Below are 24,694 nucleotides of genomic sequence, written 5' to 3' on the forward strand. Positions count from 1 at the left end.
GCGATCACGAGCATAGGCAGGGCCAAGGCCCCACATCTGTTCGCATTCTCTTCCATCCGGACTGTGACCGTCGGCTCTGGAATCGCACCAGATCTGCTGACACCCCGTGGGGCCGCTCGCGGGCTTGCGGGAACCGCTTACCGCCGGTGGGGAATTTCGCCCCGCCCTGAGAATGATGCTAGGTTGCCAAGTTGGGGAGGGCTCTGCAATACCAAAAGAAACGCGCAGGAGCCGTCATGCATCCCAATCCGATCTACCGCAAAGAGGGCCGTGACCGGAACCTTGCCTTTGCCCGTGACACCGGCTTTGGTGTCTTGGCGATCAACGGGGCGGAAGGGCCACTGATGGCGCATGTACCCTTCATTCTGAACGCTGCCGGGGATTTGGCAGAGCTCCATCTGGTGCGCTCAAACTCCATCGCGCGGGCGCTGAAGGCCCCGCAGCCGGTGCGATTGGCGGTGACCGGGGCCGACAGCTATGTCTCGCCCGATTGGTACGGCATCGAAGACCAAGTGCCGACATGGAACTACGTCGCCGTGCATCTGACCGGGATGCTAGAGGCGCGCCCGGCAGAGGAACTGCCCGATCTGCTGGCGCGGCAATCGGCGGTCTATGAGGCGCGGCTGGCGCCCAAGACCCCGTGGAAGATGGACAAGATGACCCCCGAGGCGCGCGACAAGATGCTGCGTATGATCGTGCCCTGCCAGATCCGCGTCACTGGGATCGACGGCACGTGGAAGCTGAGTCAGAACAAGGATGAGGCCGTGCGTCTGGCGGCGGCGGATCAGATGGCGGCGCATGGATTTGGGACGGAACCGGCGGTGGTGGCGGCCCTGATGCGCGGCGTTTGATCGCCGTTGCGTCTGGCTCTGCCCCGTTGAATAGTACGGTCAACCAAGGGGGGACTTCACGTGAAACTATTCTATTCTCCAACCTCGCCCTATGTCCGCAAGGTCATGGTGCTGCTGCATGAGACCGGGCAGCTTGATGATGTCGCGCTAGAGCCGACTTCGGGCACGCCGCTGGCCCCGGCTGAGGGCTTTGCCGCGCGCAACCCGTTGACCAAAGTGCCCGCGTTAGAGCGGCCAGACGGCTGCACGCTTTATGACAGCCGGGTGATCTGCGCCTATCTGGATGACCGCGCGGGGGCTGGGCTGTACCCCCAAGGCACAAGAAGGTGGGACACTTTGACGCTGGAGGCCACGGCGGACGGCATGCTCGATGCCGCGCTCGCCATGGTCTACGAAGGCAAGCTGCGCCCCGAAGACAAACGCATGCCCGAATGGGTCGAAGGCCAGTGGGGCAAGGTCGAACGGGCCTGTAAGGCGCTTAACAATCAATGGGCGGCGCATTTGGCCGGGCCTTTGGATATGGGGCAGATCGCGCTTGGTTGCGCCTTGGGTTATGTCGATTTCCGCCATGGCGCGCGGGATTGGCGGGCCGGAAACCCCGATCTGGCAGCTTGGTTCGATGCCTTTGATTCGCGTCCCGCAATGATGCATACGGTGCCGCCGCAGTAATCGGGCCGTAATGATATTGCCACAATCGCGGTATTTTTGCCGCGTTGTGGCGCGGTTGATCCAAGATGCGCGGCTTTGACATCTGGACGGGCGCGGTCCATCCCGGTAGATAGCGGCGAGAAGTCAGGTGGCAAGGTGACGCCACCCCTATGTCTGACGGCCAAATTTGGCCAAGAATTGGAGTAAACCCGTGTCCCAAGCAGAAGAACACGCAGGCACCCGGAGGGATTTCCTGTATTACGCGACAGCCGGTACAGGTGCCGTCGCCGTTGGTACCGCCGTCTGGCCGCTGGTCAACCAGATGAACCCCTCTGCCGACGTAAAGGCGCTGTCGTCCATCCGCGTGGATGTCTCCGGCGTTGATGCCGGGACGCAGTTGACCGTGAAATGGCTGGGCAAGCCCGTTTTCATTCGCCGCCGTACTGAGGCCGAGATCGAAGAGGCGAAAGCCGTCGACGTATCCAGCCTGCCGGACCCGGTTGCGCAAAACGCGAACCTTGGCAGCGACGTGCCTGCCACAGACGAAAACCGCGCATTGGACGAAACTGGCGAGTGGCTGGTTCAGATGGGCGTTTGTACACACCTCGGCTGCGTGCCGCTGGGTGATGCTGGCGACTTTGGCGGCTGGTTCTGCCCCTGCCACGGATCGCACTACGATACCGCGGGCCGCATCCGTAAAGGGCCGGCCCCACGCAACTTGCCGGTGCCTGTCGCCGAATTCGTGGACGAGTCCACGATTAAACTGGGTTAAGGGAGCGGAAGAGAGATGTCTGGAATTCCTCACGACCATTACGAGCCGAATTCGAACGGCGAAAAGTGGCTGCACCGCCGCCTTCCCATCGTTGGCCTGTTGTACGACACATTGATGATCCCCACGCCCAAGAACCTGAACTGGATGTGGATTTGGGGCATCGTGCTGACTTTCTGTCTGGCACTGCAGATCATCACCGGCATCGTTTTGGTGATGCACTACACGCCGCATGTCGATCTGGCCTTTGCGTCTGTCGAACACATCATGCGTGACGTGAACGGCGGCTATATGATCCGCTACCTGCACATGAACGGCGCGTCACTGTTCTTTATCGCGGTCTATGCCCACATCTTCCGTGGTCTCTACTACGGGTCCTACAAAGCCCCGCGTGAGATCACATGGATTATCGGCATGTTGATCTATCTGTTGATGATGGCCACGGGCTTTATGGGCTACGTTCTGCCTTGGGGTCAGATGTCCTTCTGGGGTGCCACGGTTATTACCGGCCTCTTTGGCGCGATCCCCTTTATCGGCGAGGGTCTTCAGACCTTCCTGTTGGGTGGACCTGCCGTTGATAACGCGACACTGAACCGCTTCTTCTCGCTGCACTATCTGCTGCCCTTCGTGATTGCGGGTCTTGTGGTTCTCCACATCTGGGCCTTCCACACGACCGGCAACAACAACCCTACCGGGGTTGAAGTGCGCCGCACCTCCAAAGAAGACGCCAAGAAAGACACGCTGCCGTTCTGGCCCTACTTCGTGATCAAGGACTTGTTCGCGTTGGCGGTTATCTTGACAGTGTTCTTCGCGGTTGTTGGCTTTATGCCAAACTACCTTGGCCACCCTGACAACTATATCGAAGCCAACGCTCTGGCGACGCCTGCGCACATCGTGCCGGAATGGTACTTCTTGCCCTTCTATGCGATCTTGCGGGCCTTCACCTCCGAGGTTTGGGTTGTCCAAATCGCGTCCTTCGTGACCGGCGGCATCATCGACGCCAAGTTCTTTGGCGTGTTGGCGATGTTCGGGGCAATTGCTGTCATGGCGCTGGTGCCTTGGCTGGACACATCCTCTGTACGGTCGGGCCGGTATCGCCCGATGTTCAAATGGTGGTTCGCCCTGCTGGTGATCGACTTCTTTGCCCTGATGTGGCTGGGTGCGATGCCCGCAGAAGAGCCTTATGCGAGCTTCTCATTGATCGCATCGGCCTACTGGTTCGCCTACTTCCTCGTCATCCTGCCCCTCTTGGGCGTGATCGAGAAGCCGCTGGCGCAGCCTGAAACCATCGAAGCCGACTTTGACGCGCATTATGCGCCCAAGGCAGGCGGTACCAAGACGCTTGTGAACCCGGCGGAATAAGGATCATGACCATGATGAAGACCAACCTCCTTTCTGCCGTGGTAACTTTGGGCCTCGCCCTGCCTGGAACGGCAGTGCTGGCGCAGGACACAGCGACAGAAGAAGAACAGCTAACAACTCCGGCGGAAACGCCGGAGGCCGAAGCCGAGACCGCGCCTACTGAGGCACCAGCAGCCGAAGAAGCACCGGCGGAAGAAACGCAAGCTGAAGAAGCACCGGCAGAAGCCGAGGCGACTGAGGCTGAACCAGAAGTCGAAGCGGCCCCGGCAGACGAACCCGCAGCCGAGGAAGCACCTGCCGAGGAACCCACAACCGCAGAGGCCCCCGCCGAGGAAGCGCCTGACGAGGAAGTGACACCTCAAGAGGCGCCAGCGGAAGAGGCTGCGAGCGAAGAAGCTCCTGCCGAGACCGTGGCGACTGAAGAAGCCCCTGCAGCTGACGAAGCTGTGACCGAAGAGGCACCTGCAGAAGAAGCTGCTGAAGAAGAAACAACTGAAGAAGCACCCGCTGAGGACGCGACAGAGGAAGTTTCCGAAGAAGATGCGGCAGAAGCGCCCGCCGAAGAGGTCGAAGCCACCGACGAAGTGCAATCGACAGCTGAGGAAAACGCCGAGAACGACGTGATCGCTGAAGATGATGTTGACGGCCAAGCGCATAGCGATCACCCCAACGTAGGTGTCATGGAAGCTGATGATCACGGCGAAGAACACGCTGCCGATGATCACGCCGAAGAAGGCGATCACGGTGACGACGCGCATGATTCGCACGCCACACCGCATATCGACAACATCGACTTCTCTTTCGATGGTCCCTTCGGCGGGTATGACGTAAACCAGCTTCAGCGCGGTCTGCAGATCTACACCGAGGTTTGCGCAGCGTGCCACGGTCTGGAATATGTGGCGATGCGGACATTGGCGGACGAAAGCGGTCCGAACATGCCCGAAGATCAGGTGATCGAATACGCCAAAGGCTATGACGTCTATGACGCCGAGCTGGACGACACCCGCCCCGGCACCCCGGTTGACCACTTCCCCGGCTCCAACCTGCCCAACGCACCTGACCTGTCCCTGATGGCCAAGAAACGCGCCGCGTTCCATGGTCCTTACGGTCTGGGCATCAACCAGTTCCTCAAAGGGATCGGTGGGCCGGAGTATATCACCGCACTGCTGACCGGTTATACCGGTGAGGAAAAGGAACAGGCGGGTACCGTGCTCTATGAAAACACCGTTTTCCCCGGTGGTTGGATCGCCATGGCGCCGCCCTTGTCGGATGAGCTGGTCGAATTTTCGGATGAGCATGCCAACGACGTGCAGCACATGGCCGAGGATGTCTCTGCCTTCCTGATGTGGACCGCCGAACCCAAGCTGGGCGCACGCAAACAGGCTGGATTTGCCGGTGTTGTGTTGCTGGGTCTGCTTTCGGTGCTGCTCTATCTGACCAACAAAAAGCTCTGGGCACCGGTCAAGAACCGCCGCAAGGACGACTGATCGGGCCACGGCTTTTTACAGATGAGAAAGGGCGTCGGGAAACCGGCGCCCTTTTGCTTTAATGGCCTTGCAAAATGTCGGGGGCCATTTGGCTTAAAACCTCAAAACGTGTTCCGCCCGGTCGCGCACCGGGCATCGCCCTCCCTCTCACCAGGGGGCGATTTTGCACCGTTTCATGATACGGAAAAGTCTCTGGTAAGGCAGGCCGTGTGGATACAGCCAAGTTGCATCGCCCTTCAGGGAGGGCGATGCCCCCAGCGTTAGGCAGTCAGCTGCGCGCCTGAAATTCCAGTAATCTCGGCCCGCACGATGTCGCCCTCGACCTGTGGCGCAGCAAAACTCACCTCGGTGAACTGCGCTGTGCGCCCCATGTGCGGGTTCTCCATTAGCACATCATGCGTTTGCCCGATCTGCGCCTCTAGATGCCGCTGCACTTGCCGCTCTCCCACCGCGCGCAGCCGTGCCGCGCGGGTCTTGATCGCAGCACCATTCACCGCAGGCATCCGCGCCGCGGGGGTGCCGGGGCGGGCAGAGTAGGGGAAGACATGCAACCATGTGAGGTCACATTCCTCGACCAGTTTCAGAGAGTTTTCAAACATCGCTTCGGTCTCGGTTGGGAAACCGGCAATAATATCGGCACCAAAGGTCATGTCGGGCCGCAAAGCGCGGGCCTCTTGAGCAAAACGGATCGCGTCGTCGCGTAGATGACGGCGCTTCATGCGCTTGAGGATCATGTCGTCTCCATGCTGCAACGACAGGTGCAGATGCGGCATCAGGCGTGGCTCAGTCGCGATGGCCTGCATCAGGTTTTCATCCACCTCAATCGAATCGATCGAGGAGATCCGCAAGCGCGGCAGATCCGGGACCAGACGCAAGATTCGCATCACCAGATCGCCGAGCTTTGGCGTGGCGGGCAGATCGGCCCCCCATGATGTCAGGTCGACCCCGGTCAGCACCACCTCGTTAAAGCCCTTGTCGACCAACCGCTTGATCTGATCCACCACGACCCCTGCGGGGACCGAGCGTGAATTGCCGCGACCGTAAGGAATGATGCAGAAGGTGCAGCGATGGTCGCAGCCATTCTGGACCTGCACATAGGCGCGGCTGCGGGTGCCAAACCCGTCGATCAAATGGCCCGCGGTTTCGGTCACCGACATGATGTCGTCGACCTGCACCGTCTCGGTCTCACCGATAAAATCAGCGGCCATGCCCTGCCATGTCGCGCCCTGCATTTTTTCGGTGTTGCCGATCACGGCGTCGACCTCTGGCATGGCGTTGAAGGTCTCGGGCTCGGTCTGTGCGGCGCAGCCGGTGACGATCAGCCGCGCATCGGGATGCGCTTTGCGCAGTTTACGGATGTCTTGGCGGGCTTTGCGCACGGCCTCGGCGGTGACGGCGCAGGTGTTGACCACCACGGCGTTTTCCAGCCCGGCCTGTTCGGCGAGTTCCTTCATCGCCTCGGTCTCATAGGCGTTGAGACGGCAGCCCATGGTGCTGAAGATCGGGGCGCTCATGTCAGGCTCTCCAGAAACTCGGGGGTGAAGGTGCCGGAGAAGACATGGGCGGTCGGCCCCGTCATCCATACGCCATCCTCGCGCCAGTCGATGTGGAGCGTACCACCGTCGAGGTCGATACGCACGGCGCGGCCCGTGAGGCCCCGACGGGCGGCGGCGACGGCTGTGGCGCAGGACGACGAGCCCGAGGCCAGCGTGACGCCAACGCCGCGCTCCCAAACGCGCATGCGGATATGGTCCGGCCCGACGATCTGCGCGACCTGCACATTGGTGCGCTCAGGGTAAAGCGGGTCATGCTCGGCGCGGGGGCCGAGATCGGAGAGGTCCACCGCCTCGGCATCATCGACGAAAAAGGTGCAATGCGGATTGCCCATGCCGGTGGCGACGGGGTCGCCGTGAATCGGCAGGTGCAGCGTGTCCAATTCGCGCGCCAGTGGCACCTCCTCCCAATTCAACTGCGGGTGGCCCATGTTGACGGAGGTCAGACCGCCCCCGGCGTTTTTCGCCGCCAGATCACCCCGCGCGGTGGTCAAATGCAGCGAATCGCGGCCCGACTCGTCCATCAGGTAGCGCGCGATGCAGCGGGTGGCATTGCCGCAGGCGGCGGAGAGGGAGCCGTCGCTGTTGTAAAACGTCAGATGCGCGTCGCCTGAACCCTGCGTGATGACCGCAAGCTGATCGAATCCCACGCCAAATTGCCGGTGCCCGATGGCCTGCGCCATCGCCGGAGTCACGTCGATTGCCTCCGCACGTGCATCAAACACGACGAAGTCATTGCCTAGCCCATGCATTTTCATGAAGGGCAATCCGGGGGTCTGATCGCTGTACATTCGGGGCATATAACCCCGGCATGGAAACTAATCCAGCATCTCGCATTATTTTCGTAATTAAGGGCTTGACCCTGCCGCCCGTAATTTCTAGTTACCCGCCTAGTGGGCCGTTAGCTCAGTTGGTAGAGCAACTGACTTTTAATCAGTAGGTCGATGGTTCGAACCCATCACGGCTCACCACTCACCCCCCCCCCGAATATGGTTGTGGATCAGGTGTTTGGTGCCGCCCGCGGGCGGTTTCGCCTATTCCTGACCCCGCAGCCGTGCCGAGCGTCGGCGCAGCGCTTCCAGCACGAAAAGCATCGTCGCCGAGAGCACCACCAGCAGCGTCGCCACCGCCAGAATCGTCGGGTTGATCTGCTCACGCAGACCCGAGAACATCTGCCGCGGAATCGTGCGCTGTTCGGGGCCTGCGAGGAAGAGCACCAGCACCACCTCGTCAAAAGATGTGACAAAGGCAAAGAGCCCGCCCGAGATCACGCCCGGGCGAATGAGCGGTATCACCACGTCCCAGAACACCTTGATCGGAGAGGCCCCAAGGCTCAGCCCCGCCACGAAGAGCGAGCGGTCAAAACCGCTGAGCGTGGCGGTGACGGTGATGATGACAAAGGGCACGCCAAGCGCCGCATGGGCGATGATCAGCCCGGTGAAGGTGCCGACCAGATTGAACTGAGTGTAGAAAAAGAACATGCCCGCCGCGATGATGATCAACGGCACGATCATCGGCGACAGCAACAGTGCGGTAATGATCCGTTTGAACGGCATCCAAGGCGAGGCGAGGCCGACGGCGGCCAGTGTCCCCAGCACCGTAGCGATACTGGCAGCTGCGATGCCGACAAGGAAGCTGTTGCGGATCGCGATGCGCCATTTCTGGTCATCGACAATCTCTTGGTACCAGCGCGTCGAATAGGCGTCGGGGTCGAGTGACAGCATGCCTTGAGTAAAGGTAAAGAACGGCTCGGCATTGAACGACAGCGGCATGATCACGAGGATCGGCAGCATCAGGAATATGAGCACCAAGGCCGCCATGATGCGCAGGCCGTAGTGGCCCGCTTTGTGCCAGATCGTGTAATAGTCGGGCAATGGGCTCATGGCGTCATCCCAGCTTGAGGTTGTCGGTGCCGACGAAACGGTCGAACAGCCAGTAGAGGACGAGGATCAGGATCAAGAGGAGCGAGCCAAGCGCCGCCGCCAGTTCCCAGTTGTTCGAGACCTGCATGTGGAAGGCGATGATGTTGGAGATCATCTGACCATCGGTGCCGCCCACCAGCGCGGGCGTGATGTAATAGCCCACCGAGATGATGAAGACCAACAGCGCCCCAGCCGAGAGGCCCGGCAGGCTCATCGGCAGGTAGATTTTGTACCAAGCGCCGATGGGGTTCGAGCCCATCGAAATCGCGGCGCGCATGAAGCTCGCGTCGATCCCGCGCATCACCGCATAGAGCGGCAGCACCATGAAGGGCAGCAGGATGTGGGTCATGGCGAGGATGGTGGAGAACTCATTGTAGAGCAGTTCAATCGGCTCATTGATCAGCCCCGCCCAAATCAGCGTAGAGTTCACCACGCCGCCCGCTTGCAGCAGGGCGATCCAAGCGGTCGTGCGCACCAGAAGCGAAGTCCAGAACGGCAGCAGCACAAAGACCATCAGGAAGTTCGCCGTCGCCGGAGAGGCTTGGGACATATAGAACGCCAGCGGATAGCCCAGCAACATGGTCAGCCCGGTGATGATCAGCGCCATCTTCAGCGTCTTGGTATAGAGCTGTTTGTAGATCTGCGTATCACGCATGATGATCTCGCCTTCGGCGTCGTACTCCAGATCGACGGCGGTGAGGTAATAGCTTGAGGTATAGGCCTGCCCGGCGCTGCGGATCGCGCGCCATGTGGCTGGTTTGGCCCAGCGGTCATTCTCGGCCAGCAGCATCTCGGCCCCGTTGGCGGCGAGTTCCGCATCATCGGCACGGCGCAGACCGCGGGCGGTGGATTTTACGACGCTCGACATGCCCGGCAGGGCGCGGTTGATCTCATCCGCCAAACGGCCAGAGGTGCGGTCATTGGCCATGCGCTTCATGTCGATGGCAAAGCGGGTGATCGTGGCGTCACCGGGCAGTTCCTCACCGGACCAATCTTCGAGCATGGTCAGCGTTTCAGGCACCAGTTCGGCGACGGTCGGGTTATAGACACTGCGAAACAGCATCGTGGTGATCGGGGCCACAAAGGCAAAGAGGATAAAGACCAGCAGCGGCACCACGAACAAAAACGCCTGCGTGCGGCGTCTGCGCAATTGGCGACGGGCGTTGGCGGCGTCTTCGGAAGTGAGGCTGGACACGCGATTACTCATCTCTAAGGTCTGGGGTCCCCGCGCCCGGAAAGGCGCGGGGCAGGGTGCTTATTGCAGCAGCCATTCGTTGAACTTCTCGCCAAGGCTTTCGCCGTAGTCGGCCCAGAAGATACCATCGGCTTTCACGCCCTCATCAAGGTGCGCGGTCGGCAGGTCTTGCTTGACCTCTTCGGGCAGCAGCGCCTGAGCAGAGGCGCGGGTCGGGCCGTAGGCCACGTCTTGCATCCCCGAGAGCGGCACGGTGCCGGTGGCGAATTTGATGAACTCCATCGCCTCTTCTTTCTTCTCGGTGCCTTTCATGATCGCCCAGACGTCGAGGTCATAGATATGGCTGTCCCAGACGATCTCGAAGGGGGCGCCATCGTCCTTGATCGCGGCAAAGATACGACCGTTGGCGGATTGCACCATGGTGGCACCGCCGTCGTTCAGCAGGACGGGGGCCTGAGACCAGCTGTCGTACCAAGTGATCTCATCCTTGATGGTGTCGAGCTTGGCAAAGGCTTGGGCTTGGCCCTCTTCGGTGGCCAGCACCTCATAGACTTCTTCGGGGGCAACGCCATCGGCCAGCAGCGCCCATTCCATGTTTACTTGGGGGCGTTTGCGCAGACCGCGTTTGCCGGGGAAGGCTTCGGTGTCAAAGAAGTCTTCGATGGTCTTCGGGCCTTCGCCGTTTTCTGTGTTCACCGCAAAGACGACGGACCAAACGATATTGCCGACGCCACATTCATTGGCCAGCGCGTCTTCGATGAAGTCATCCGCCGCTGCGGTGCCATCGTCGCCCTCGGGCAGAACGGATTGGTCGATCACTTCCAGATAGCCCTCAGCGCATGCGCGTTCGAGGTCGATCACTTCGATGTCGACCACATCCCACAGGATGTTGCCGGCTTCGACCTGCGCCTTCATCTCGGCCACGCCGCCGCCGTAGTCTTCGAACAAGACGTTGGTGCCGGATTCCTTCATGTAGGGTTCAATCATGTGCTCCATCTGTGCCGCGCCATATGCGCCGCCGAAGGACGTCACCGTCAAATCTTGGGCCAGAACAGGGCTGGCAAGCAGCGCCGTCGTGGCCAGATACGTCAGATGTTTCTTCATCGGGTCTCTCCTTGTCATGTCCAGGTCTTTTGCGGGGCCCCGGTTTGCCCCCGGTCGCCCTCAATTGGCAAAGGCGATGCAATCTTTCGTCAGGGACAACAGCTGCGCTGTCGCGCCGTCTTCGAACTCCGGCGCGGACAGGTCGTTGAGCACCTTGACGATAATGTCGGTGCCGTCGGGTAGGCGGAAATAATAGCGGATGAAATCGCCCACATAGATGCGCGTGACAAAGGTCGCCGTCAGCGCGTTGTCATGGGCGTGGGTCGTGGGGTGAATGAACAGTTTCTCGGGCCGGATCGACACGCGGCATTGCGCACCTTCGGTCAGCCCTTCGGAGGTTTGCGTGGTGATGGTGCCAGTGTCTGTCTCGACTTTGGCGATCCCACCTGCGATCTGGCTGACCTTGCCCTGCACGAAGTTATTCTCGCCGATGAACTCGGCCACGAAGGCATTCACGGGCCGCTCATACAGCTCTGCCGGGGGCGCACATTGCTGCACGACGCCATCGTTGAAAACCGCGATCCGGTCGGACATCGAAAGTGCTTCGGTCTGGTCGTGGGTGACATAGATCACGGTAAAGCCGATCTGCTTGTGCAGGCGGGTGATCTCAAACTGCATTTGTTCGCGCAGGTTCTTGTCGAGCGCGCCCAAAGGTTCGTCCATCAGAATGAGCGTCGGCTGGAAGATCATCGCGCGGGCCAGTGCCACGCGCTGCCGCTGGCCACCGGAAAGCTGACCGGGGCGGCGGTCGCCAAAGGCCGAAAGTTCGACCAATGCCAGATATTCCGCGACACGCTCTTTGATATCGGCCTTGGACATTTTCCGCACCGCCAGCGGATAGGCGAGGTTTTCGGCCACCGTCATATGCGGGAACAGCGCGTAGTTTTGGAACACCATGCCAATGTTGCGTTTGTTGGGCGCCGTCTTGTTGATCGATTTGCCGTTGATGGCGATATCGCCCGAGGTGACGCTCTCAAACCCCGCGAGCATCATCAAAACGGTGGTTTTGCCCGACCCGGAAGGGCCAAGAAGGGTGATGAACTCCCCCTCCTGCACATCCATGTCGAAGCCTTTGACGACGAGGTTTTCCTGATCGTAGCTCTTCTTGACGTTGTCAAAACGCAGAAAAGCCTCTGCTTTGGTGTCTTTCATTGTGCCGCGGCTCTCCCTGTCGCTGAGGAGAGTTAAGCAGGTGCGATGATTCTAAACAATATGTTGTATCGCTTAAGAGAATCGCCTCGCCTTTGCCGCGCTTATCGGGCGGGCATGTGACTGCTTTTGTGGCAGCGGAAACGGTTTTCAGGGGGGCGAAGCGGGAAATCTCTGAAAGAGTGCCTATCTTAGGTAGCTGACCGCATGGGTAAATGCCCGGAAACCAGACATCATCAGAAGGAGGCAGCACCAATGGGCAAACGTATCGCAATCATAGGTGGCGGATATGTGGGCGCTGAGCTCGCCAAGACGATGGATGACATAGCCGATGTCACGCTGATCGAACAGCGCAGCCATTTTGTGCATGCGCCAGCGATGATCCGTGCCTTGGTTCAGCCCGGTTTGGTCGAAGAGGCGTTGATCCCTTATGATCGTTTGCTAAAGCGCGGCCGGGTGGTTGCGGCGCGGGCAACGGGCGTTGATGGGAATGGGGTCACATTAGATGATGGCGCGCGGATTGACGCGGATTATATCGTTGTCGCCACCGGTTCGGATTATGCGGCCCCGTTCAAGCCTAAAGGCGCTGACATTGATGGGATGCGCATGGCAAACCAAGCGGCGCGTGAAAAGCTGGTGTCGGCTAAGACCATCGGCATTATCGGCGCCGGGGCTGTGGGTGTCGAGCTTGCAGGCGAAATTGCCTATGCCATGCCAGACAAAAAGATCACCCTGATCACGATGGACGACAAGCTTTTTGCGGCGAAGCCCGACAGCCTTGGAACATCGCTCAGCAGAAAATTGAAAGCCAGTGGCGTGGAGATCATCCTTGGCGAAAAGGCCGAAGGGCTTGCATCAAAAACAGAACCGCATGCGGGCAGTGTGACCCTCGGCGATGGGACGCAGCGAGCGTTCGACCTGATCTTTCCTGTCCTTGGTGCGCGGGCCTGCTCTGACCTGCTTAAAAACCTGCCCGGCGCAGAGGTGACTGCCGCTGAGCGGATCAAAACCGATGACTATATGCGCCCCTCCTCCCTGCCCAATGTCTTTGCCGCCGGGGACGTTGCGAACCCCGGTGACAATATGACCATCGTTGCGGTTAGCCGTCAGTTGCCGTGGTTGAAAAAGACGCTGACCGGGCTGATCACGGGCCGCAAGCTGACAGATATGAAGACCTACCGCCCTTGGGGCCCCGAAGCGCCGATCCTGCTGCCCTTGGGGCCCAAGCGCGGCAACAGCTTTTTGATGCTGTTCACCGTCGGCGACTGGGTCACGCAGAAGATGAAAGGCGCGCATCTTTTTGTGTCGAAGTATGAAAAACTGCTGAACCGTCCCTGACTGATTGGGTCAGTGCTCTGCGCAAATGCACGGGGGTGCTGACCTGACACAGTCCTATCAGGGGCCGCTCATATACCAATTAGTAGAGCGGTTATACCAACGCCAGCAGGCATCAGGCGGCACCTTGTGCGAAGGTTGAGGTAATTCAACATAGGAGCACAAACCATGACTATCCAGTTCGAGAGCACCCGCGAAGCTATTCAAAGCGCCGCAAAGATTGTGCCCATCATGGCCTGTGTCAGCATGGGGAAATATGCCACGGCTCAGGGTGAGCTTGTCTGGCAGAAGGGCGATATTGCTTGCGTGCGTGCTTCGTCAGCAATGTTTGTTGGCAAACGCATCTGAAAGTTCACTCCAAATTAGCTCTTTGCATATACTGGGAGTCTTGGGGTGTGATCATATAAGTTGAGGGCGGATTGAAATGAACTTGAATGCTGTCGTAGTCGATGATTGTGACATAGCGCGGCAGCTGATTCAGGCGTCCCTTGCCGAAGTCGGGTTTACATGCGTCGCGGAATACGAATGTCCGGCCCGTGCTTTGGATGATCTAACAAACCAGTGCATTGCGACGGATATCATCATCACTGATTTCATGATGCCGGCGATGGACGGGCTTGAGTTCTGTAGCAGTGTTCGAAGGTTGCCGTTCTATCAGGGGGTCCCTGTTGTAATGATCTCTACTCGGAAAAATGATGATTTGTTGCGACGCGCCTTGGCGGCAGGGGCAAGCGATTGTTTGAAAAAACCTTTTAGTTTGGAAGAGCTCGAAACACGGTTGCAGCTATGTATGCAAAACGCGAGGCAGCCGGATCAATAGCGCGCTGTCGGGGGATGCGCGATAGCTGAACCGCGGAGCGTTTTGCCTTTTCGGGCAGGGACATCATCGGTTTTCAACTACTTGACGTGCTTTGCCGAAGGTCGCGGGTAGGTTAAAATCGGAACCAAATACCTCGACGGTATAAGCGTCGGGCACATCGAACACATACGCTCGACCTGCCCGCTAACGCGTTCGCTATTTCTGATCAGTCTTGCTCAGGCCGGGGTTCAAAACTTGGCGCAACTCTTCCTCGTTTCGATACCCGATAAGGATACCCGCTTTGGCCTCTCCCATAGAGGCGTCGCGTGCCGCGATCTGTGCATCTGAAATTGTCGTGCGCTGTGACGTCCGCCGCGCCCAATTAAAGAACAGCCGCTCAAGCCGGGCGGCCTCTGGCAGATACCCCGGATCGGCACCGAGGTCGGTTAATTCATCGGGGTCAGCTTCAACGTCGAACAGCATCGGGCGAAACCCTTCGGCAAAGACGAATTTCCATCGTCCATCGAACAGCATCGTCAGTTTGGAATCTTTCACCTCGACCCCAAGCCGCTTTCGCACGTCGCGCAAAGAGTAATCGTATTCAGACACGGCAAAGTCGCGCAGCCTGTCCGCCTTGCCATGCAGCACGGGCAACAAAGATTTGCCCTCAATGATATGCGGCACAGACGCGCCACCGAAAAAGTCGAGGATGGTGGGCACCACATCGATTGCCTCAACCAGAGCAGATGACTTTACCCCCCGCGTCGCGTCGGCTTCTGGTCTGGGGTCAACGACAATCAGCGGAATGCGGGCCGAAGCATCGTGGAAAAGTTCCTTTTCGCCCATCCAGTGATCGCCAAGATAATCCCCATGATCCGAGGTAAAAACGATCATCGTGTCATCTGCGATCCCCTGTTCGGCGACAAAGCTCATGAGGCGACCAATCTGATCATCAAGCTGTTTAATCAGCCCCATATAGGCGGTCAGAACGCGCGTCCGCGCGGTGTCATCGCTGAAGGCACGCGAAACGCGTTCTTGCATAAAGGCGCCGTAAACAGGATGCGGATCACGCTGTTCCTCAGGGCTTCGTACCGGGTCCAGATGCGTCTCGGGGCCATACATATCGTGGTAGGGTGCGGGCACGATATAGGGCCAGTGGGGTTTGATATAGCTTAGATGAAGACACCAAGGTTTGTCCCCGGCTTCGCGGATGAAATCCATTGCGCGCCCGGTGATATAGGGCGTTTCGCTTTCCTCATCCGCAGCGCGGGCCGGTTTGTCGGCGTGGTCTAGAAACCAACCGCTTAGGATATTTCCGTCATCGTCTTCGGCGCTGTTGGCCACAGACTGCCAAGGGTTCTCGTCCTTCCAGCCGCGATCTTTCATATGGTCGTCATAGGCTGCGTTGCGGGCATATCGTGCGCCATCGGGGTGCAGCCCGTCGTCTCTTTCATAGGGTTCAAAACCGCATTCAGACACCAGCACGCCAATCTCGCTGTCGGGCGACAGCCCTAGGCGGCGCAGCCCTTCGATATCGGCAGCCATATGGGTTTTGCCGCACAGCGCCGTACGCACGCCCAAGGGGCGCAGATGATCTCCCAGCGTCATCTCTCCCACTTTCAGGGGGATGTTGTTCCACGTTGAGCCATGCGAGCTGACATAGCGCCCCGTATAGAACGACATGCGCGACGGGCCGCAGATCGGCGATTGCACATAGGCACGGTCAAACAGAACGCCGCGTGCCGCCAGCGCGTCAATGTTCGGGGTGTGCAGATGCGGGTGCCCGGTGCACGAAAGGTAATCCCAGCGAAGCTGGTCGCACATGATAAAGAGAACGTTTTTGGGCATAGGACCGTATCACCAGAGGTTGTTGTCCGGGGTGATCGGACCCCGGACCGTTTCGTTTAGCCGCGACCTACATCAGGGATCGAAACGCCAAGTTCTTCAAGGGCGCGCAAGGCACCCGGGTGCAGCGGCAAGTTTAGATCGGCCACGGCACCCTCGGGCGTGACGGCCCTCAGCCATGGCGCGCTTTCTCCCATTTCTTTGATGCCAGCAAAGAATGCTTTGGTCATCTCATAGACCATCTCTTCGTCTGCGGTGTCATTGGTCACGATGCCAACCGTGACGCGAAGCGTTGTCGTGTCGCCATCGTTCATCTGGTTTTCGCCGTAAGCGCCGGCGGGAAGTGTGCCAAGGCCAAAGCCGGGGCGTTTGACCAGCGCCTGAACGCCTTCGACATCAAGCTTGTCTTCGGGAATGCCCAGAAAACGGATCGCATTCGTCACCGCAATTTGAGTCAGCACCGGGCTGGGGGCATTGGTGGGATTGCAATAGATATCCAGATTCCCGTCTTGGAACGAGGCCGCAGCCGCATCCCATCCCAGTTTTACAGCCTCATAATTCTTGCCCGCCTCAAGGCCTGCCACGGCTTTGAATAGCTGCTCCATCGTCGCATAAGCGGCTCCTCCCGGAGGGCCGAGGAATACGCGCTTGCCGCGCGCATCCTCAAGCGACGTAATGCCAGAGGCTTCATAAGCCGCAATGTGATAGACCCCCATGGGGAAATTTGCCACGGCGCGTAGTTTCTTTGCCAGCTCTGGGGCTTGATCCATCTTTGCATACATGGCTTTTTGATTGGCCATCAGCGCATTCACCGAAGGTGACGACATGCAAAATGCCGTCTTGCCCGCAGCAACTTCTAGCACGTGCCGCGTGGCCGCTCCGGTTGCGTTGACCTGAATTTCATAGTCATTCAGCTCACGATTGATGATATTGGCAAAGGTTGTCATCACAAGGTTGGGGCTGGTGCCGGGGCCAAGCGTTGACATGCGCAACAGTTCTTTCGCCATGGCTGCGCGGGGCAGAACGGCAAGCGCAGAGGCCGCAGCGGCGCTGGCCAGTACCGAGCGGCGGGTGAGTTTCGTCCTAGTCATGGTGGGGTCCTCCTCAAGATTGCGAAATTTTGGGTTTTGTTCTCAGTTCCAGACGGTCAATCACCATGAGCCCCAAGGTGGCTGCCGCAGCAGCCCATGAAACAACCGTTCCGAAGAATATCAGCGCAATTGCGAGGGCGAGACCGACAGGCACCATGTAAGCTTTGCCTCTGCGCGGGTAGCAGGCCCGCGAGATCAGGATGGTCGCGAGCAATACGAAAAAGATCGCCTGTGCCGATTCGATCAACGGGAACCCCGTGCCCAGCAAGAGGGCGGGTTTGTAGATGAAAGCGAACGGTATGACGAAACCCGGTAAGGCAAGGCGCGAGGCTTCCAAAGCGGTGCTCATCGGTGGGGAGCCCGCAATAGGGGCGGCTGCAAAGGCAGCCAGCGCCACGGGTGGGGTGATGGCGGACAGCACGCCGAAATAGAGCACGAACATATGCGTGTGGACGATAGGCACGCCGAGTTTTTGCAGCGACGGCCCCATGACCAAGATGATGATAAGATAGGCGGGCACGGTTGGCATCCCCATGCCCAAAAGCAGGCAGGCGACAGCCATCAAGATCAGCGACAGGAACAATTGATCGTCAGCAAGGCTGGAAAGCAGAGAGGCAAAGCGCAGCCCGACGCCTGTCATGTTTAGAACGCCAATGACGATACCAACCGCCCCGACGATCACCACCAACTGTGCGGATATCAGACCAGCCGTGCCAATGAACTTGACCCACGCAGTGCGATTGAAAAGAAGATCAGGCCGGATCGCGAAACCCAAAATGGCGGCAATTGCCACACCGATGAACCCTGCATAGGCAGCTGACGCCCCGCCGACCATTGTCACCACAATCCCCGTCAACGCGATGACGAATACCGCCATTTGCACAAGCTCGCGCCAGTTGAATGAAATCGTAGGCCGCGTTTCTTCTACGAGGTCCATGTTACGCGCAGCGCTAGAGATCGCGACGAACAGCCCGCCGTAATACAAAATGGCAGGCACCGCCGCAGCGGCGCAGATTGTCAGGTAAGGCACGCCAGTCACGTCCGCCATGATAAAGGCGACGGCCCCCATGATTGGCGGCGTGATTTGCCCGCCGCTTGACGCGGCAGATTCCACAGCGGCGGCGAAACGAGCAGAAAACCCCCGTTTTTTAATGAGCGGGATCGTGATGACACCTGTTCCCACTACGTTCGCGACGGCAGAGCCTGAGATCGTGCCGAACAGCCCGCTTGCAACCGTTGCAGCGGCAGCGGGGCCAGAACGCAACCGACCAGTGGCCGCCAGTGCAAGGCGCACAAGAACCAGATCAATGGCCAATAGCTCCAGCAGAGAGCCGAAAAGGATAAAGATTAGAATGGTTGAAACGACGGTTGCCATGGGCCGACCAAAGACACCATCGAAGGAAAACCACAGCACCGTCATCAGTTCGTCAGCCGAGACCCCCGCATGCCTGAGAAAGCCGGGCGCCAGATGCCCGAAAATCCCGTAGGCCAGCACGGTTCCGGCGACCAAAGCCATGACCAGCCCAACAGACCTACGGGTCAGTTCAATAACGGCGATCAGGCCAAACACACCCATCCAGATGTCAGTGCGCGTTAGAAAATAGAGCCCTGTCTCGATCTCTTCGGCGGCGCTGAAATATTGGTAAACGCCCAGTGCTAGCGCGACAGAAGTGAGCGCCAGAAGCACGCGATCTTTCGGGCTTTGGGCGCGCTGAAGACCGGTAAGGATGATAATCAGCCCACCCAAAAGCAGCATACCAACACGCAGGTATGAGTCCGAAAACACGCCGAAAACCGATACGTAAAGTACGACGCCGATCACGATCAGCGATAGCACAAACGCGGCATAGTCCGCCCATGCGGATCTGTTCAATATGGTCACGGCATCCTCCCAATCACGCCCTTTTACGGCACAGTCCGATCTCCCTTCGAACTGTAAGGCGCGTGTCAGAACGCTATTGAACGCCGATGGTCTTGTCGAATATGCATTTCACTAGGTGGAATTATATGACGAAGTTGAACAGATCGGTAGACCGGGGGATGTCCATCCTTGAGGCGGTTCACAGCAGCGGCAAAATTTCCCTTGCCGCGCTTGCGACAGGCACCGGCCTGCCCAAACCAACAGTCTTGCGCATATGCGCAACGTTAGAAGAGCGCCGATGGCTGTTTCGCAGAAACGACGGCAGCTATCAGCTTGGTTCCGGTTTCCCGCAAGGCAGCGGAATGCCACATCGCGTTGACCGTCTTGTCGCCGTTGGCAAAAGCGTCATCCTGCAACTTAGCGAAGAAACGGGTCTGGCCTGCGATCTGGCTGCTGGTATCGGCGGGGGCCGGGTTGAGATCGTAGATACAACGCGCGTTTATAAGGTTCATTCAATCTATCCGGATGCCGTAGGCTTTCGACCCTCGCCAACTCTGTCGGCTTTGGGAGCCGCCTACCTATATGCGATGCCTAAGCCAGAGCGGACAAGCGTGCTGCAAACTTTCGCAACCCACCTGCCGCGCGAGGAAGTACAGGCGCTGCTACAATTGCCGAAAATTCTGCGTGCGATAGGCGATCAAGGATATGCTGTGCGCTCTCCGGGGCATTGGGGCCGGGCCGTCGATTATGGTGCCTTGCCGTCGGCGATTGCGGTTCCGATCATCGCGGAGGGGAAACCGATCGGGGCGGTGAACCTCATTTGGAATTCGGGTGATCGAAGTTTGGATGCGGTGGTGGCCAATCACCTTTCTAGACTTCGGACGGCAGCTGAACTGATTGGCAATGCATACGCGCCCGAGCGAAGCGAATCCGCTTAGAGGGGCTTCATAGTCGCGGCCTCTATAGAGAGTGAGTTTGTGTGATAGCTGTTGGTTATGGAAACAAAAAACCCTCGAAAACCGAAGTTTGCGAGGGTTTTTTCTGTTGATATTGGTGCCCAGGAGAGGAGCGAAGGGGGTCAGTAATGCTTTTTAAAACAATAGTTTGGCTTGGTGTGTTTTGCGAGCGTGGACCCATTTGTGGACCTATTTTTCTGATTCCGGGCTGAGAATCCCACCTCCTCCGCCAGCAAGCATTCAGTAGTGATTTTGACTTAAAATCAATAGGTTGCTTTGGCTCCCTGATGGTCGACCACACACATTTATTACACACGTTTGGGGTGCGGCCTTCGATGCGTGTATCGCTACAACACCCACCCCAAGACTGACCCAAATAGAAAATCACTGCGGCCCAGTACCGGCTTTTGCCTACCTAGCCCAGCTTAAAGAGGCCAATTGCTGCCTGATGATAATTATAGGTAGTGTCCGGGCAGATGGCATCCAATAGGCTCGACACATCACATCCCTAAAGGAGAAACGGATTACCTCCTTTTTTCGTTTGTGGGTATGGCGCGTATATCAGGCTTGCCAACCCCATAAGTTGGACCATAATTGGTCTTATTTTGGAGGTTTCGATGCCAAATGATAATTCTTCTTATTCCTGGCTTGATCTTTTTTCAGATGGGGGTCTCCCTCAGATACTTTTAGGGCCTGCTGGAAAGGCTCTCAGTCGACTGGTGGGGGCTTCTGTGGAGTATCCTGCGACATATATCGAAGGTTTTTCTCAAAGGAACAAAGACAAGTTTGATGCGAGAAGCAAGATATCACAAGCTATGGCGGACAAAGCCGCTGAGCTGGCAGTGAGTGATCCAGAAATCATGGATCGTGCAATGGATAGCTTTTTAGGTCGGCAGTATAGAGGCCAGAGAAACAAAGAAGCTATAGCTAAGATCACTATCGAAAACTTGCAATCTGATCTCCCTAGCAGTGACGAAAACGGCCCTTCCGAAGATTGGATAAACAAGTTTGAGCGCTATGCAGAAGATGCTTCTAGTGATGATTTGAGGCTAATATATTCAAAGCTGCTAGAGGGGGAGGTCCGGAACGCTGGCAGCGTATCTCCTGCTACACTGCATTTTGTGTCGTTGCTCGATGGAGAAGTTTCAAAATTAATTGATCGAGTTTTGCCATATACTATAGACGATGGCATTACCTATATCGATGCTATGAGTCCCGGTCTTCCATATTCAGATAAGACAATTCTAGAGCAGTCAGGTTTCTGGACGATGAACCGAACATATAACATGGTTCTCGAGAATAGTGTTCAGATGCAGCTTTTGCGTGAAAATGTTGCTGCCATAATCGAAGGCCCCGAGAAGCATAGACTGAGTCTTGAAGTAGCTATGCTATCCAAGGCGGGTAGGGATTTAGCTAAGATCATTAATCGAGAGTTTGACCATAAAGCTTTCGCTGATTTGATTTTAAGGAATGGTGCTACTAAATGCTCAATTGGTGTACCTATTAAGGTTGGTGACGGAAAGTATCGGTTGGATAAGGCGGGGGAGTGATTGGGCCAAGCAGTGGGGCAGCAAACTCTACTGTGAGCCTTGCTTTAGCGCCCCAAGAACTTAGGACACAATTTGGGGCACAATTTAGGTCACAGTCCTTCGGATGCCCAGCGCAGTAATTGTTTAAAATTATGGACGTACGCGCTAGGCGCATAAATGTACGGCGGACACATCCTCCGCAGAAAATTTTCAGTTAAATTAATTCATATTTAACAATGGTTTGGTCGATTCTTGAGGCGCTCGACCCCACACACTTCCCACACACACTGGCCCTTTTTTTTTGACCTGCCTCGTGTCACACACCTTCCTGCCAGAATCGATAAATGCCGACTACAGCTTCCGGAATAGCTTCTGCTGCCTCGTCTAGGGCTTGGTTGAGGTCTTCTTGAGGGATGCCCATTAGAGAGCTTCCAGCGTCATCCAGCATGTGGAGCATAAGCGGGGTCATAAGATGGCCCTGCGTACCGCTCTCGGTAAGCCTAAGCCACTTCCTTGGCCTGAGAGAGACTGCGTCTATAAAACCAGCGCACCAATCCATTGCGATCACCTCTCCTTCTGGCGCTAACCAGAAGCTGGGTTCCACGAATGGTGGATCGTTCAGCAGTTTTTGAAGTATGTTCCCGAACAATGCGACTATGGTTTGTTTGACCCATTCAGGCACCTCTAGCGTTCCACCGAGAGCCAGAGCGATCCATTCTGTCTCTGGAATCATCTCAGGCGAGCATGCAATCCCGGTCAGAAAACCGTCCAAGTCAGAGAGCATCAAGCAACCGTCTGGGCTATCATTTGAGCAGAGAAAGACGTCTAAGTTCGCAAGTTCTTGCATGCTAAGTAGCCCCGAGTGCTTACAATCAGACTATAACCTCGCAAGTGAAAATAAATACTGTGGCGCAATGGCCTTGCTGGCCTCCGCAAAATCACCCGAGCGCTTGCAAGAAAACCGAATCCCGTGAGTTTGGTCGGCTTCGGAGTTTCATATCTCCCTCAAGTTTGTCGGCTATTTTGCTGATCAGGATATCTCCTTGAGCCGAATCGATTGAGGGAGGAGTGCCGGGCAACAGCCGAGGCGCTGGCTAAATAAATAACAGGCATCAGGATAGCACGCGATGATCAAGATCAAGCACACCTTGCACTTGGTGAACAGCTCATGCGTCGCTTGCTGAGATATTAGGTGAGGGGTTGGCGTCTTCAAGCTATCCTGCTTGAATTCATCGGCATCAATGGTACTGATCATAGAGATATTTTTTAAGGAGTTTATTTCATGGCCGCAGAAGCTGGTATCTTAGCGCAAATCGGTATTCAGGGGTTCGCTGGCCTTCTGTCAAATATGGCGACAGCATATACCAATAAGAAAATCCGTAAGATAACGGAAAGTTCTGAGGTCATCAAAAGAGATTTGCGCGATCATCTTCAGATCAGCTTCAATAAATGCATGACCGTCAAAACCATCCTAAAAAGTGATACCGCAGCGAAGACGTTAGAAATTTACGTCGATCAATACTTTAAGCTAGGCGATGAGGAAGTTGATCAGTACTCAATGATAGAATTTATACGCTCGGGCCAGTCATCAGTCATCATTGGTGAAGGCGGTGGTGGCAAGTCTATGTTTATGAGGTACTTATGGCTTTCTTATTTTGAGAAATCAGATGGGAAGATCCCCTTCTTCTTGGAGTTGCGTAATCTGAATAGCTTAACCCATAAAGACATTTCTGATTTTATATTTCACTCAATCGTAAAGTCGGGATCAACCATTCCGCAGGCTGATTTTAAATCCGCATTGCGGGCGGGGGAGTTCGTACTATTTCTTGATGGTTTTGATGAAGTTAGTTTCGACAGACGCGATCATGTTCAGTCAATGATATTGGAGCTTCAGGAAAATAATCCTGAGTTAACAATAGTTGTGACTAGCAGATCAGATGAGCGATTTATGGGGTGGGAAAACTTTCGGCAGGCCCATGTCTGCCCCCTCACTGAAGAGGCATCAAAGCTCTTGATTCAGCGAGCTAATTGTGACGAGGACTTGAAGCGAAAATTTCTCTCAAAATTCGATAATCTTTATTCCGATCACTCAGATTTTCTATCGAATCCCCTCTTAGCGTATATGATGCTAGTCACATTTTCGTACAACCCTGACATTCCAAACAAGATGTTTCAATTCTATGAACAGGCATTCGAAGCTCTTTATCATCGGCATGATCTTACCAAAGGATACAAGAGGAAGTTTCATGTTGAGCTAGATAAGTTCGATTTTATTCGTTTGACGTCATATCTGTGTTTAAAAACATATTACGACCAGACTGTTGAATTTTCGAGGGGTGACCTGCTTTCTGCGGTAGAAGCAGTAAAGGGAATTGAATCGGTTTCTATCGATGCGGATGCGTTTGTTGACGATCTAGTTCAAAGTGTCTGTATCCTGAAGATGGAAGGGCTGACATACACATTTACTCATCGATCATTCCAGGAGTACTTTGCTGCTCACTGTATCGCCCGAATTGCCTCAAGAAACTTGGATACCCTCTTCTCTGTTTTTTCCAAGCGCCATAGTGATAAAGTGCTATCTATGGTTGCGGATATAAACCCTGATCTGTTCAGAGAAAAATTTCTGATCCCAAACCACAAGAAATTTAGTTCCTTCATAGACCGGAAAAGCGAGCGTAACTTGGCTGTTGGCTTTGGCTGTAGGATCGGCGCTACATTTCGAGTGTTGGATTTTCAACAGCACACCAAGAGTCGCAGTGATCGGCGTGCGTACAATATCAGTATCGAGACCACCGGCGATATGGCTGACTTCTATCATGCAGTCATGGCCGTAGTCGACCGAAAGACTACCACTGTTAGTGAAGTCTTCGACAAGAACGATGCCGAATTTGTTGAGATTTCGAGAGCCTACTCCCCGTTTGGGGTCGCCGATATTAGGATTGATTTTGGGGCCAATGCGCTCGAGTTTACCTATCTAAGTAAGACTGGAGGACTAGCAGGGGGGGCCAAAGAAGAGGCTGAGGTACCAGAAGAGAGCAAAGAAATCCTAATTAGAGCATTTCGCAACTCAGGAATGAATGAGTATCTCGAACGCCGAGCTCGCTCGATGATCGACTTTGTGAAAGGCGAGGCGCTCAAGCATCAGAATGTAACCGGTGCATTCTCCGATCTCTTCTGATGCTAGGGGTTGCCTTCTTGTAAATGCTCTTGGCAGTAAAGAAGGCAACCCTTTCGTAGG

The 24,694-nt window shown here is 56.4% G+C and carries 21 protein-coding genes, 1 tRNA gene and 1 riboswitch; of the genes, 12 read left to right on the forward strand and 10 right to left on the reverse strand.

What is annotated here, in order from left to right:
- Nucleotides 1-40 precede the first annotated feature (40 nt).
- Nucleotides 41-178, reverse strand: a riboswitch (FMN riboswitch).
- Between the two features lie 58 nt (nucleotides 179-236).
- From DSM110093_RS00970 to DSM110093_RS20870, 5 genes are all read left to right on the forward strand, one after another.
- Nucleotides 237-851 (forward strand): FMN-binding negative transcriptional regulator, encoded by a 615-nt coding sequence (locus DSM110093_RS00970; protein ID WP_243266297.1) that lies wholly within the window; start codon nucleotides 237-239, stop codon nucleotides 849-851.
- A 60-nt stretch (nucleotides 852-911) separates the two neighbouring features.
- Nucleotides 912-1,520: a glutathione S-transferase gene (locus DSM110093_RS00975; RefSeq protein WP_243266298.1), complete on the forward strand. Its 609-nt coding sequence runs from the start codon at nucleotides 912-914 to the stop codon at nucleotides 1,518-1,520.
- A 190-nt stretch (nucleotides 1,521-1,710) separates the two neighbouring features.
- Nucleotides 1,711-2,271, forward strand: coding sequence for a ubiquinol-cytochrome c reductase iron-sulfur subunit (petA, locus tag DSM110093_RS00980; protein ID WP_243266299.1), 561 nt, complete (start codon nucleotides 1,711-1,713; stop codon nucleotides 2,269-2,271).
- A 15-nt stretch (nucleotides 2,272-2,286) separates the two neighbouring features.
- On the forward strand, nucleotides 2,287-3,630 hold the full coding sequence (petB, locus tag DSM110093_RS00985; RefSeq protein WP_093927707.1) for a cytochrome b: 1,344 nt from the start codon (nucleotides 2,287-2,289) through the stop codon (nucleotides 3,628-3,630).
- 11 nt (nucleotides 3,631-3,641) lie between these two features.
- Entirely contained in the window at nucleotides 3,642-5,117 is a 1,476-nt protein-coding gene (locus DSM110093_RS20870; RefSeq protein ID WP_279290853.1) for a cytochrome c1, read from the forward strand.
- Nucleotides 5,118-5,377: 260 nt separating this feature from the next.
- On the opposite strand, the gene mtaB is transcribed toward DSM110093_RS20870, so the two are convergent.
- Complete coding sequence (gene mtaB / locus DSM110093_RS00995) at nucleotides 5,378-6,631, reverse strand: tRNA (N(6)-L-threonylcarbamoyladenosine(37)-C(2))-methylthiotransferase MtaB (protein ID WP_243266300.1); 1,254 nt, start codon at nucleotides 6,629-6,631, stop codon at nucleotides 5,378-5,380.
- Nucleotides 6,628-7,461, reverse strand: coding sequence for a diaminopimelate epimerase (dapF, locus tag DSM110093_RS01000; protein ID WP_243267647.1), 834 nt, complete (start codon nucleotides 7,459-7,461; stop codon nucleotides 6,628-6,630). The genes mtaB and dapF overlap by 4 nt, the downstream gene beginning before the upstream one ends.
- 104 nt (nucleotides 7,462-7,565) lie before the next feature.
- On the opposite strand from dapF, the gene DSM110093_RS01005 reads away from it, so the two are divergent.
- Nucleotides 7,566-7,641: transfer RNA gene (locus tag DSM110093_RS01005), tRNA-Lys, on the forward strand.
- A gap of 63 nt (nucleotides 7,642-7,704) precedes the next feature.
- Here the strand turns inward: DSM110093_RS01005 and DSM110093_RS01010 are convergent.
- From DSM110093_RS01010 to DSM110093_RS01025, 4 genes are read right to left on the reverse strand one after another with little or no spacing between them, the layout of a single operon-like run.
- Entirely contained in the window at nucleotides 7,705-8,553 is an 849-nt protein-coding gene (locus DSM110093_RS01010; RefSeq protein ID WP_067623087.1) for an ABC transporter permease, read from the reverse strand.
- Between the two features lie 4 nt (nucleotides 8,554-8,557).
- Entirely contained in the window at nucleotides 8,558-9,787 is a 1,230-nt protein-coding gene (locus DSM110093_RS01015; RefSeq protein ID WP_243266301.1) for an ABC transporter permease, read from the reverse strand.
- A gap of 60 nt (nucleotides 9,788-9,847) precedes the next feature.
- Nucleotides 9,848-10,891, reverse strand: coding sequence for an ABC transporter substrate-binding protein (locus DSM110093_RS01020; RefSeq protein WP_243266302.1), 1,044 nt, complete (start codon nucleotides 10,889-10,891; stop codon nucleotides 9,848-9,850).
- A 60-nt stretch (nucleotides 10,892-10,951) separates the two neighbouring features.
- Entirely contained in the window at nucleotides 10,952-12,043 is a 1,092-nt protein-coding gene (locus DSM110093_RS01025; RefSeq protein WP_243266303.1) for an ABC transporter ATP-binding protein, read from the reverse strand.
- Nucleotides 12,044-12,295: 252 nt separating this feature from the next.
- Between DSM110093_RS01025 and DSM110093_RS01030 the strand changes: the two genes are divergently transcribed.
- The 3 genes from DSM110093_RS01030 to DSM110093_RS01040 all read left to right on the forward strand — a co-directional run bounded on the left by DSM110093_RS01030 (nucleotide 12,296) and on the right by DSM110093_RS01040 (nucleotide 14,195).
- Complete coding sequence (locus DSM110093_RS01030; protein ID WP_243266304.1) at nucleotides 12,296-13,378, forward strand: FAD-dependent oxidoreductase; 1,083 nt, start codon at nucleotides 12,296-12,298, stop codon at nucleotides 13,376-13,378.
- Between the two features lie 165 nt (nucleotides 13,379-13,543).
- On the forward strand, nucleotides 13,544-13,723 hold the full coding sequence (locus DSM110093_RS01035) for a hypothetical protein (RefSeq protein ID WP_243266305.1): 180 nt from the start codon (nucleotides 13,544-13,546) through the stop codon (nucleotides 13,721-13,723).
- A 76-nt stretch (nucleotides 13,724-13,799) separates the two neighbouring features.
- Complete coding sequence (locus DSM110093_RS01040; RefSeq protein ID WP_243266306.1) at nucleotides 13,800-14,195, forward strand: response regulator; 396 nt, start codon at nucleotides 13,800-13,802, stop codon at nucleotides 14,193-14,195.
- Nucleotides 14,196-14,390: 195 nt separating this feature from the next.
- Here DSM110093_RS01040 and DSM110093_RS01045 read toward each other — a convergent pair whose 3' ends face one another.
- The 3 genes from DSM110093_RS01045 to DSM110093_RS01055 are packed head-to-tail and all read right to left on the reverse strand — an operon-like array spanning nucleotide 14,391 to nucleotide 18,992.
- Complete coding sequence (locus DSM110093_RS01045) at nucleotides 14,391-16,022, reverse strand: sulfatase-like hydrolase/transferase (protein WP_243266307.1); 1,632 nt, start codon at nucleotides 16,020-16,022, stop codon at nucleotides 14,391-14,393.
- A 56-nt stretch (nucleotides 16,023-16,078) separates the two neighbouring features.
- Complete coding sequence (locus DSM110093_RS01050; RefSeq protein ID WP_243266308.1) at nucleotides 16,079-17,110, reverse strand: TAXI family TRAP transporter solute-binding subunit; 1,032 nt, start codon at nucleotides 17,108-17,110, stop codon at nucleotides 16,079-16,081.
- Between the two features lie 13 nt (nucleotides 17,111-17,123).
- Nucleotides 17,124-18,992 (reverse strand): TRAP transporter fused permease subunit, encoded by a 1,869-nt coding sequence (locus tag DSM110093_RS01055; protein WP_243266309.1) that lies wholly within the window; start codon nucleotides 18,990-18,992, stop codon nucleotides 17,124-17,126.
- A 125-nt stretch (nucleotides 18,993-19,117) separates the two neighbouring features.
- Between DSM110093_RS01055 and DSM110093_RS01060 the strand changes: the two genes are divergently transcribed.
- On the forward strand, nucleotides 19,118-19,909 hold the full coding sequence (locus DSM110093_RS01060; protein WP_243266310.1) for a helix-turn-helix domain-containing protein: 792 nt from the start codon (nucleotides 19,118-19,120) through the stop codon (nucleotides 19,907-19,909).
- Between the two features lie 635 nt (nucleotides 19,910-20,544).
- Nucleotides 20,545-21,477 (forward strand): DUF2806 domain-containing protein, encoded by a 933-nt coding sequence (locus DSM110093_RS01065; protein ID WP_243266311.1) that lies wholly within the window; start codon nucleotides 20,545-20,547, stop codon nucleotides 21,475-21,477.
- Nucleotides 21,478-21,772: 295 nt separating this feature from the next.
- On the opposite strand, the gene DSM110093_RS01070 is transcribed toward DSM110093_RS01065, so the two are convergent.
- On the reverse strand, nucleotides 21,773-22,303 hold the full coding sequence (locus DSM110093_RS01070; RefSeq protein ID WP_243266312.1) for a YecA family protein: 531 nt from the start codon (nucleotides 22,301-22,303) through the stop codon (nucleotides 21,773-21,775).
- 435 nt (nucleotides 22,304-22,738) lie between these two features.
- On the opposite strand from DSM110093_RS01070, the gene DSM110093_RS01075 reads away from it, so the two are divergent.
- Nucleotides 22,739-24,634 carry an NACHT domain-containing protein gene (locus tag DSM110093_RS01075; RefSeq protein ID WP_243266313.1) on the forward strand — a complete coding sequence of 632 codons (1,896 nt, stop codon included), beginning with the start codon at nucleotides 22,739-22,741 and terminating at the stop codon, nucleotides 24,632-24,634.
- The last annotated feature ends 60 nt before the right edge of the window (nucleotides 24,635-24,694 follow it).

This window comes from Sulfitobacter sp. DSM 110093, from assembly GCF_022788715.1.
Taxonomy (GTDB): domain Bacteria; phylum Pseudomonadota; class Alphaproteobacteria; order Rhodobacterales; family Rhodobacteraceae; genus Sulfitobacter.

What these genes read in the sequence shown, in the direction of transcription:
- DSM110093_RS01035 (WP_243266305.1), top strand. Translation starts at nt 13,544, where the DNA reads ATGACTATCCAGTTCGAGAGCACCCGCGAAGCTATTCAAAGCGCCGCA.
- petB (WP_093927707.1), top strand. Translation starts at nt 2,287, where the DNA reads ATGTCTGGAATTCCTCACGACCATTACGAGCCGAATTCGAACGGCGAA.
- mtaB (WP_243266300.1), bottom strand. Translation starts at nt 6,631, where the DNA reads ATGAGCGCCCCGATCTTCAGCACCATGGGCTGCCGTCTCAACGCCTAT.
- DSM110093_RS01030 (WP_243266304.1), top strand. Translation starts at nt 12,296, where the DNA reads ATGGGCAAACGTATCGCAATCATAGGTGGCGGATATGTGGGCGCTGAG.
- DSM110093_RS01020 (WP_243266302.1), bottom strand. Translation starts at nt 10,891, where the DNA reads ATGAAGAAACATCTGACGTATCTGGCCACGACGGCGCTGCTTGCCAGC.
- DSM110093_RS01010 (WP_067623087.1), bottom strand. Translation starts at nt 8,553, where the DNA reads ATGAGCCCATTGCCCGACTATTACACGATCTGGCACAAAGCGGGCCAC.
- dapF (WP_243267647.1), bottom strand. Translation starts at nt 7,461, where the DNA reads ATGTACAGCGATCAGACCCCCGGATTGCCCTTCATGAAAATGCATGGG.
- DSM110093_RS01065 (WP_243266311.1), top strand. Translation starts at nt 20,545, where the DNA reads ATGCCAAATGATAATTCTTCTTATTCCTGGCTTGATCTTTTTTCAGAT.
- DSM110093_RS01025 (WP_243266303.1), bottom strand. Translation starts at nt 12,043, where the DNA reads ATGAAAGACACCAAAGCAGAGGCTTTTCTGCGTTTTGACAACGTCAAG.
- DSM110093_RS01060 (WP_243266310.1), top strand. Translation starts at nt 19,118, where the DNA reads ATGACGAAGTTGAACAGATCGGTAGACCGGGGGATGTCCATCCTTGAG.
- DSM110093_RS01045 (WP_243266307.1), bottom strand. Translation starts at nt 16,022, where the DNA reads ATGCCCAAAAACGTTCTCTTTATCATGTGCGACCAGCTTCGCTGGGAT.
- DSM110093_RS01075 (WP_243266313.1), top strand. Translation starts at nt 22,739, where the DNA reads ATGGCCGCAGAAGCTGGTATCTTAGCGCAAATCGGTATTCAGGGGTTC.
- DSM110093_RS01040 (WP_243266306.1), top strand. Translation starts at nt 13,800, where the DNA reads ATGAACTTGAATGCTGTCGTAGTCGATGATTGTGACATAGCGCGGCAG.
- DSM110093_RS20870 (WP_279290853.1), top strand. Translation starts at nt 3,642, where the DNA reads ATGATGAAGACCAACCTCCTTTCTGCCGTGGTAACTTTGGGCCTCGCC.
- DSM110093_RS01070 (WP_243266312.1), bottom strand. Translation starts at nt 22,303, where the DNA reads ATGCAAGAACTTGCGAACTTAGACGTCTTTCTCTGCTCAAATGATAGC.
- DSM110093_RS00970 (WP_243266297.1), top strand. Translation starts at nt 237, where the DNA reads ATGCATCCCAATCCGATCTACCGCAAAGAGGGCCGTGACCGGAACCTT.
- DSM110093_RS01050 (WP_243266308.1), bottom strand. Translation starts at nt 17,110, where the DNA reads ATGACTAGGACGAAACTCACCCGCCGCTCGGTACTGGCCAGCGCCGCT.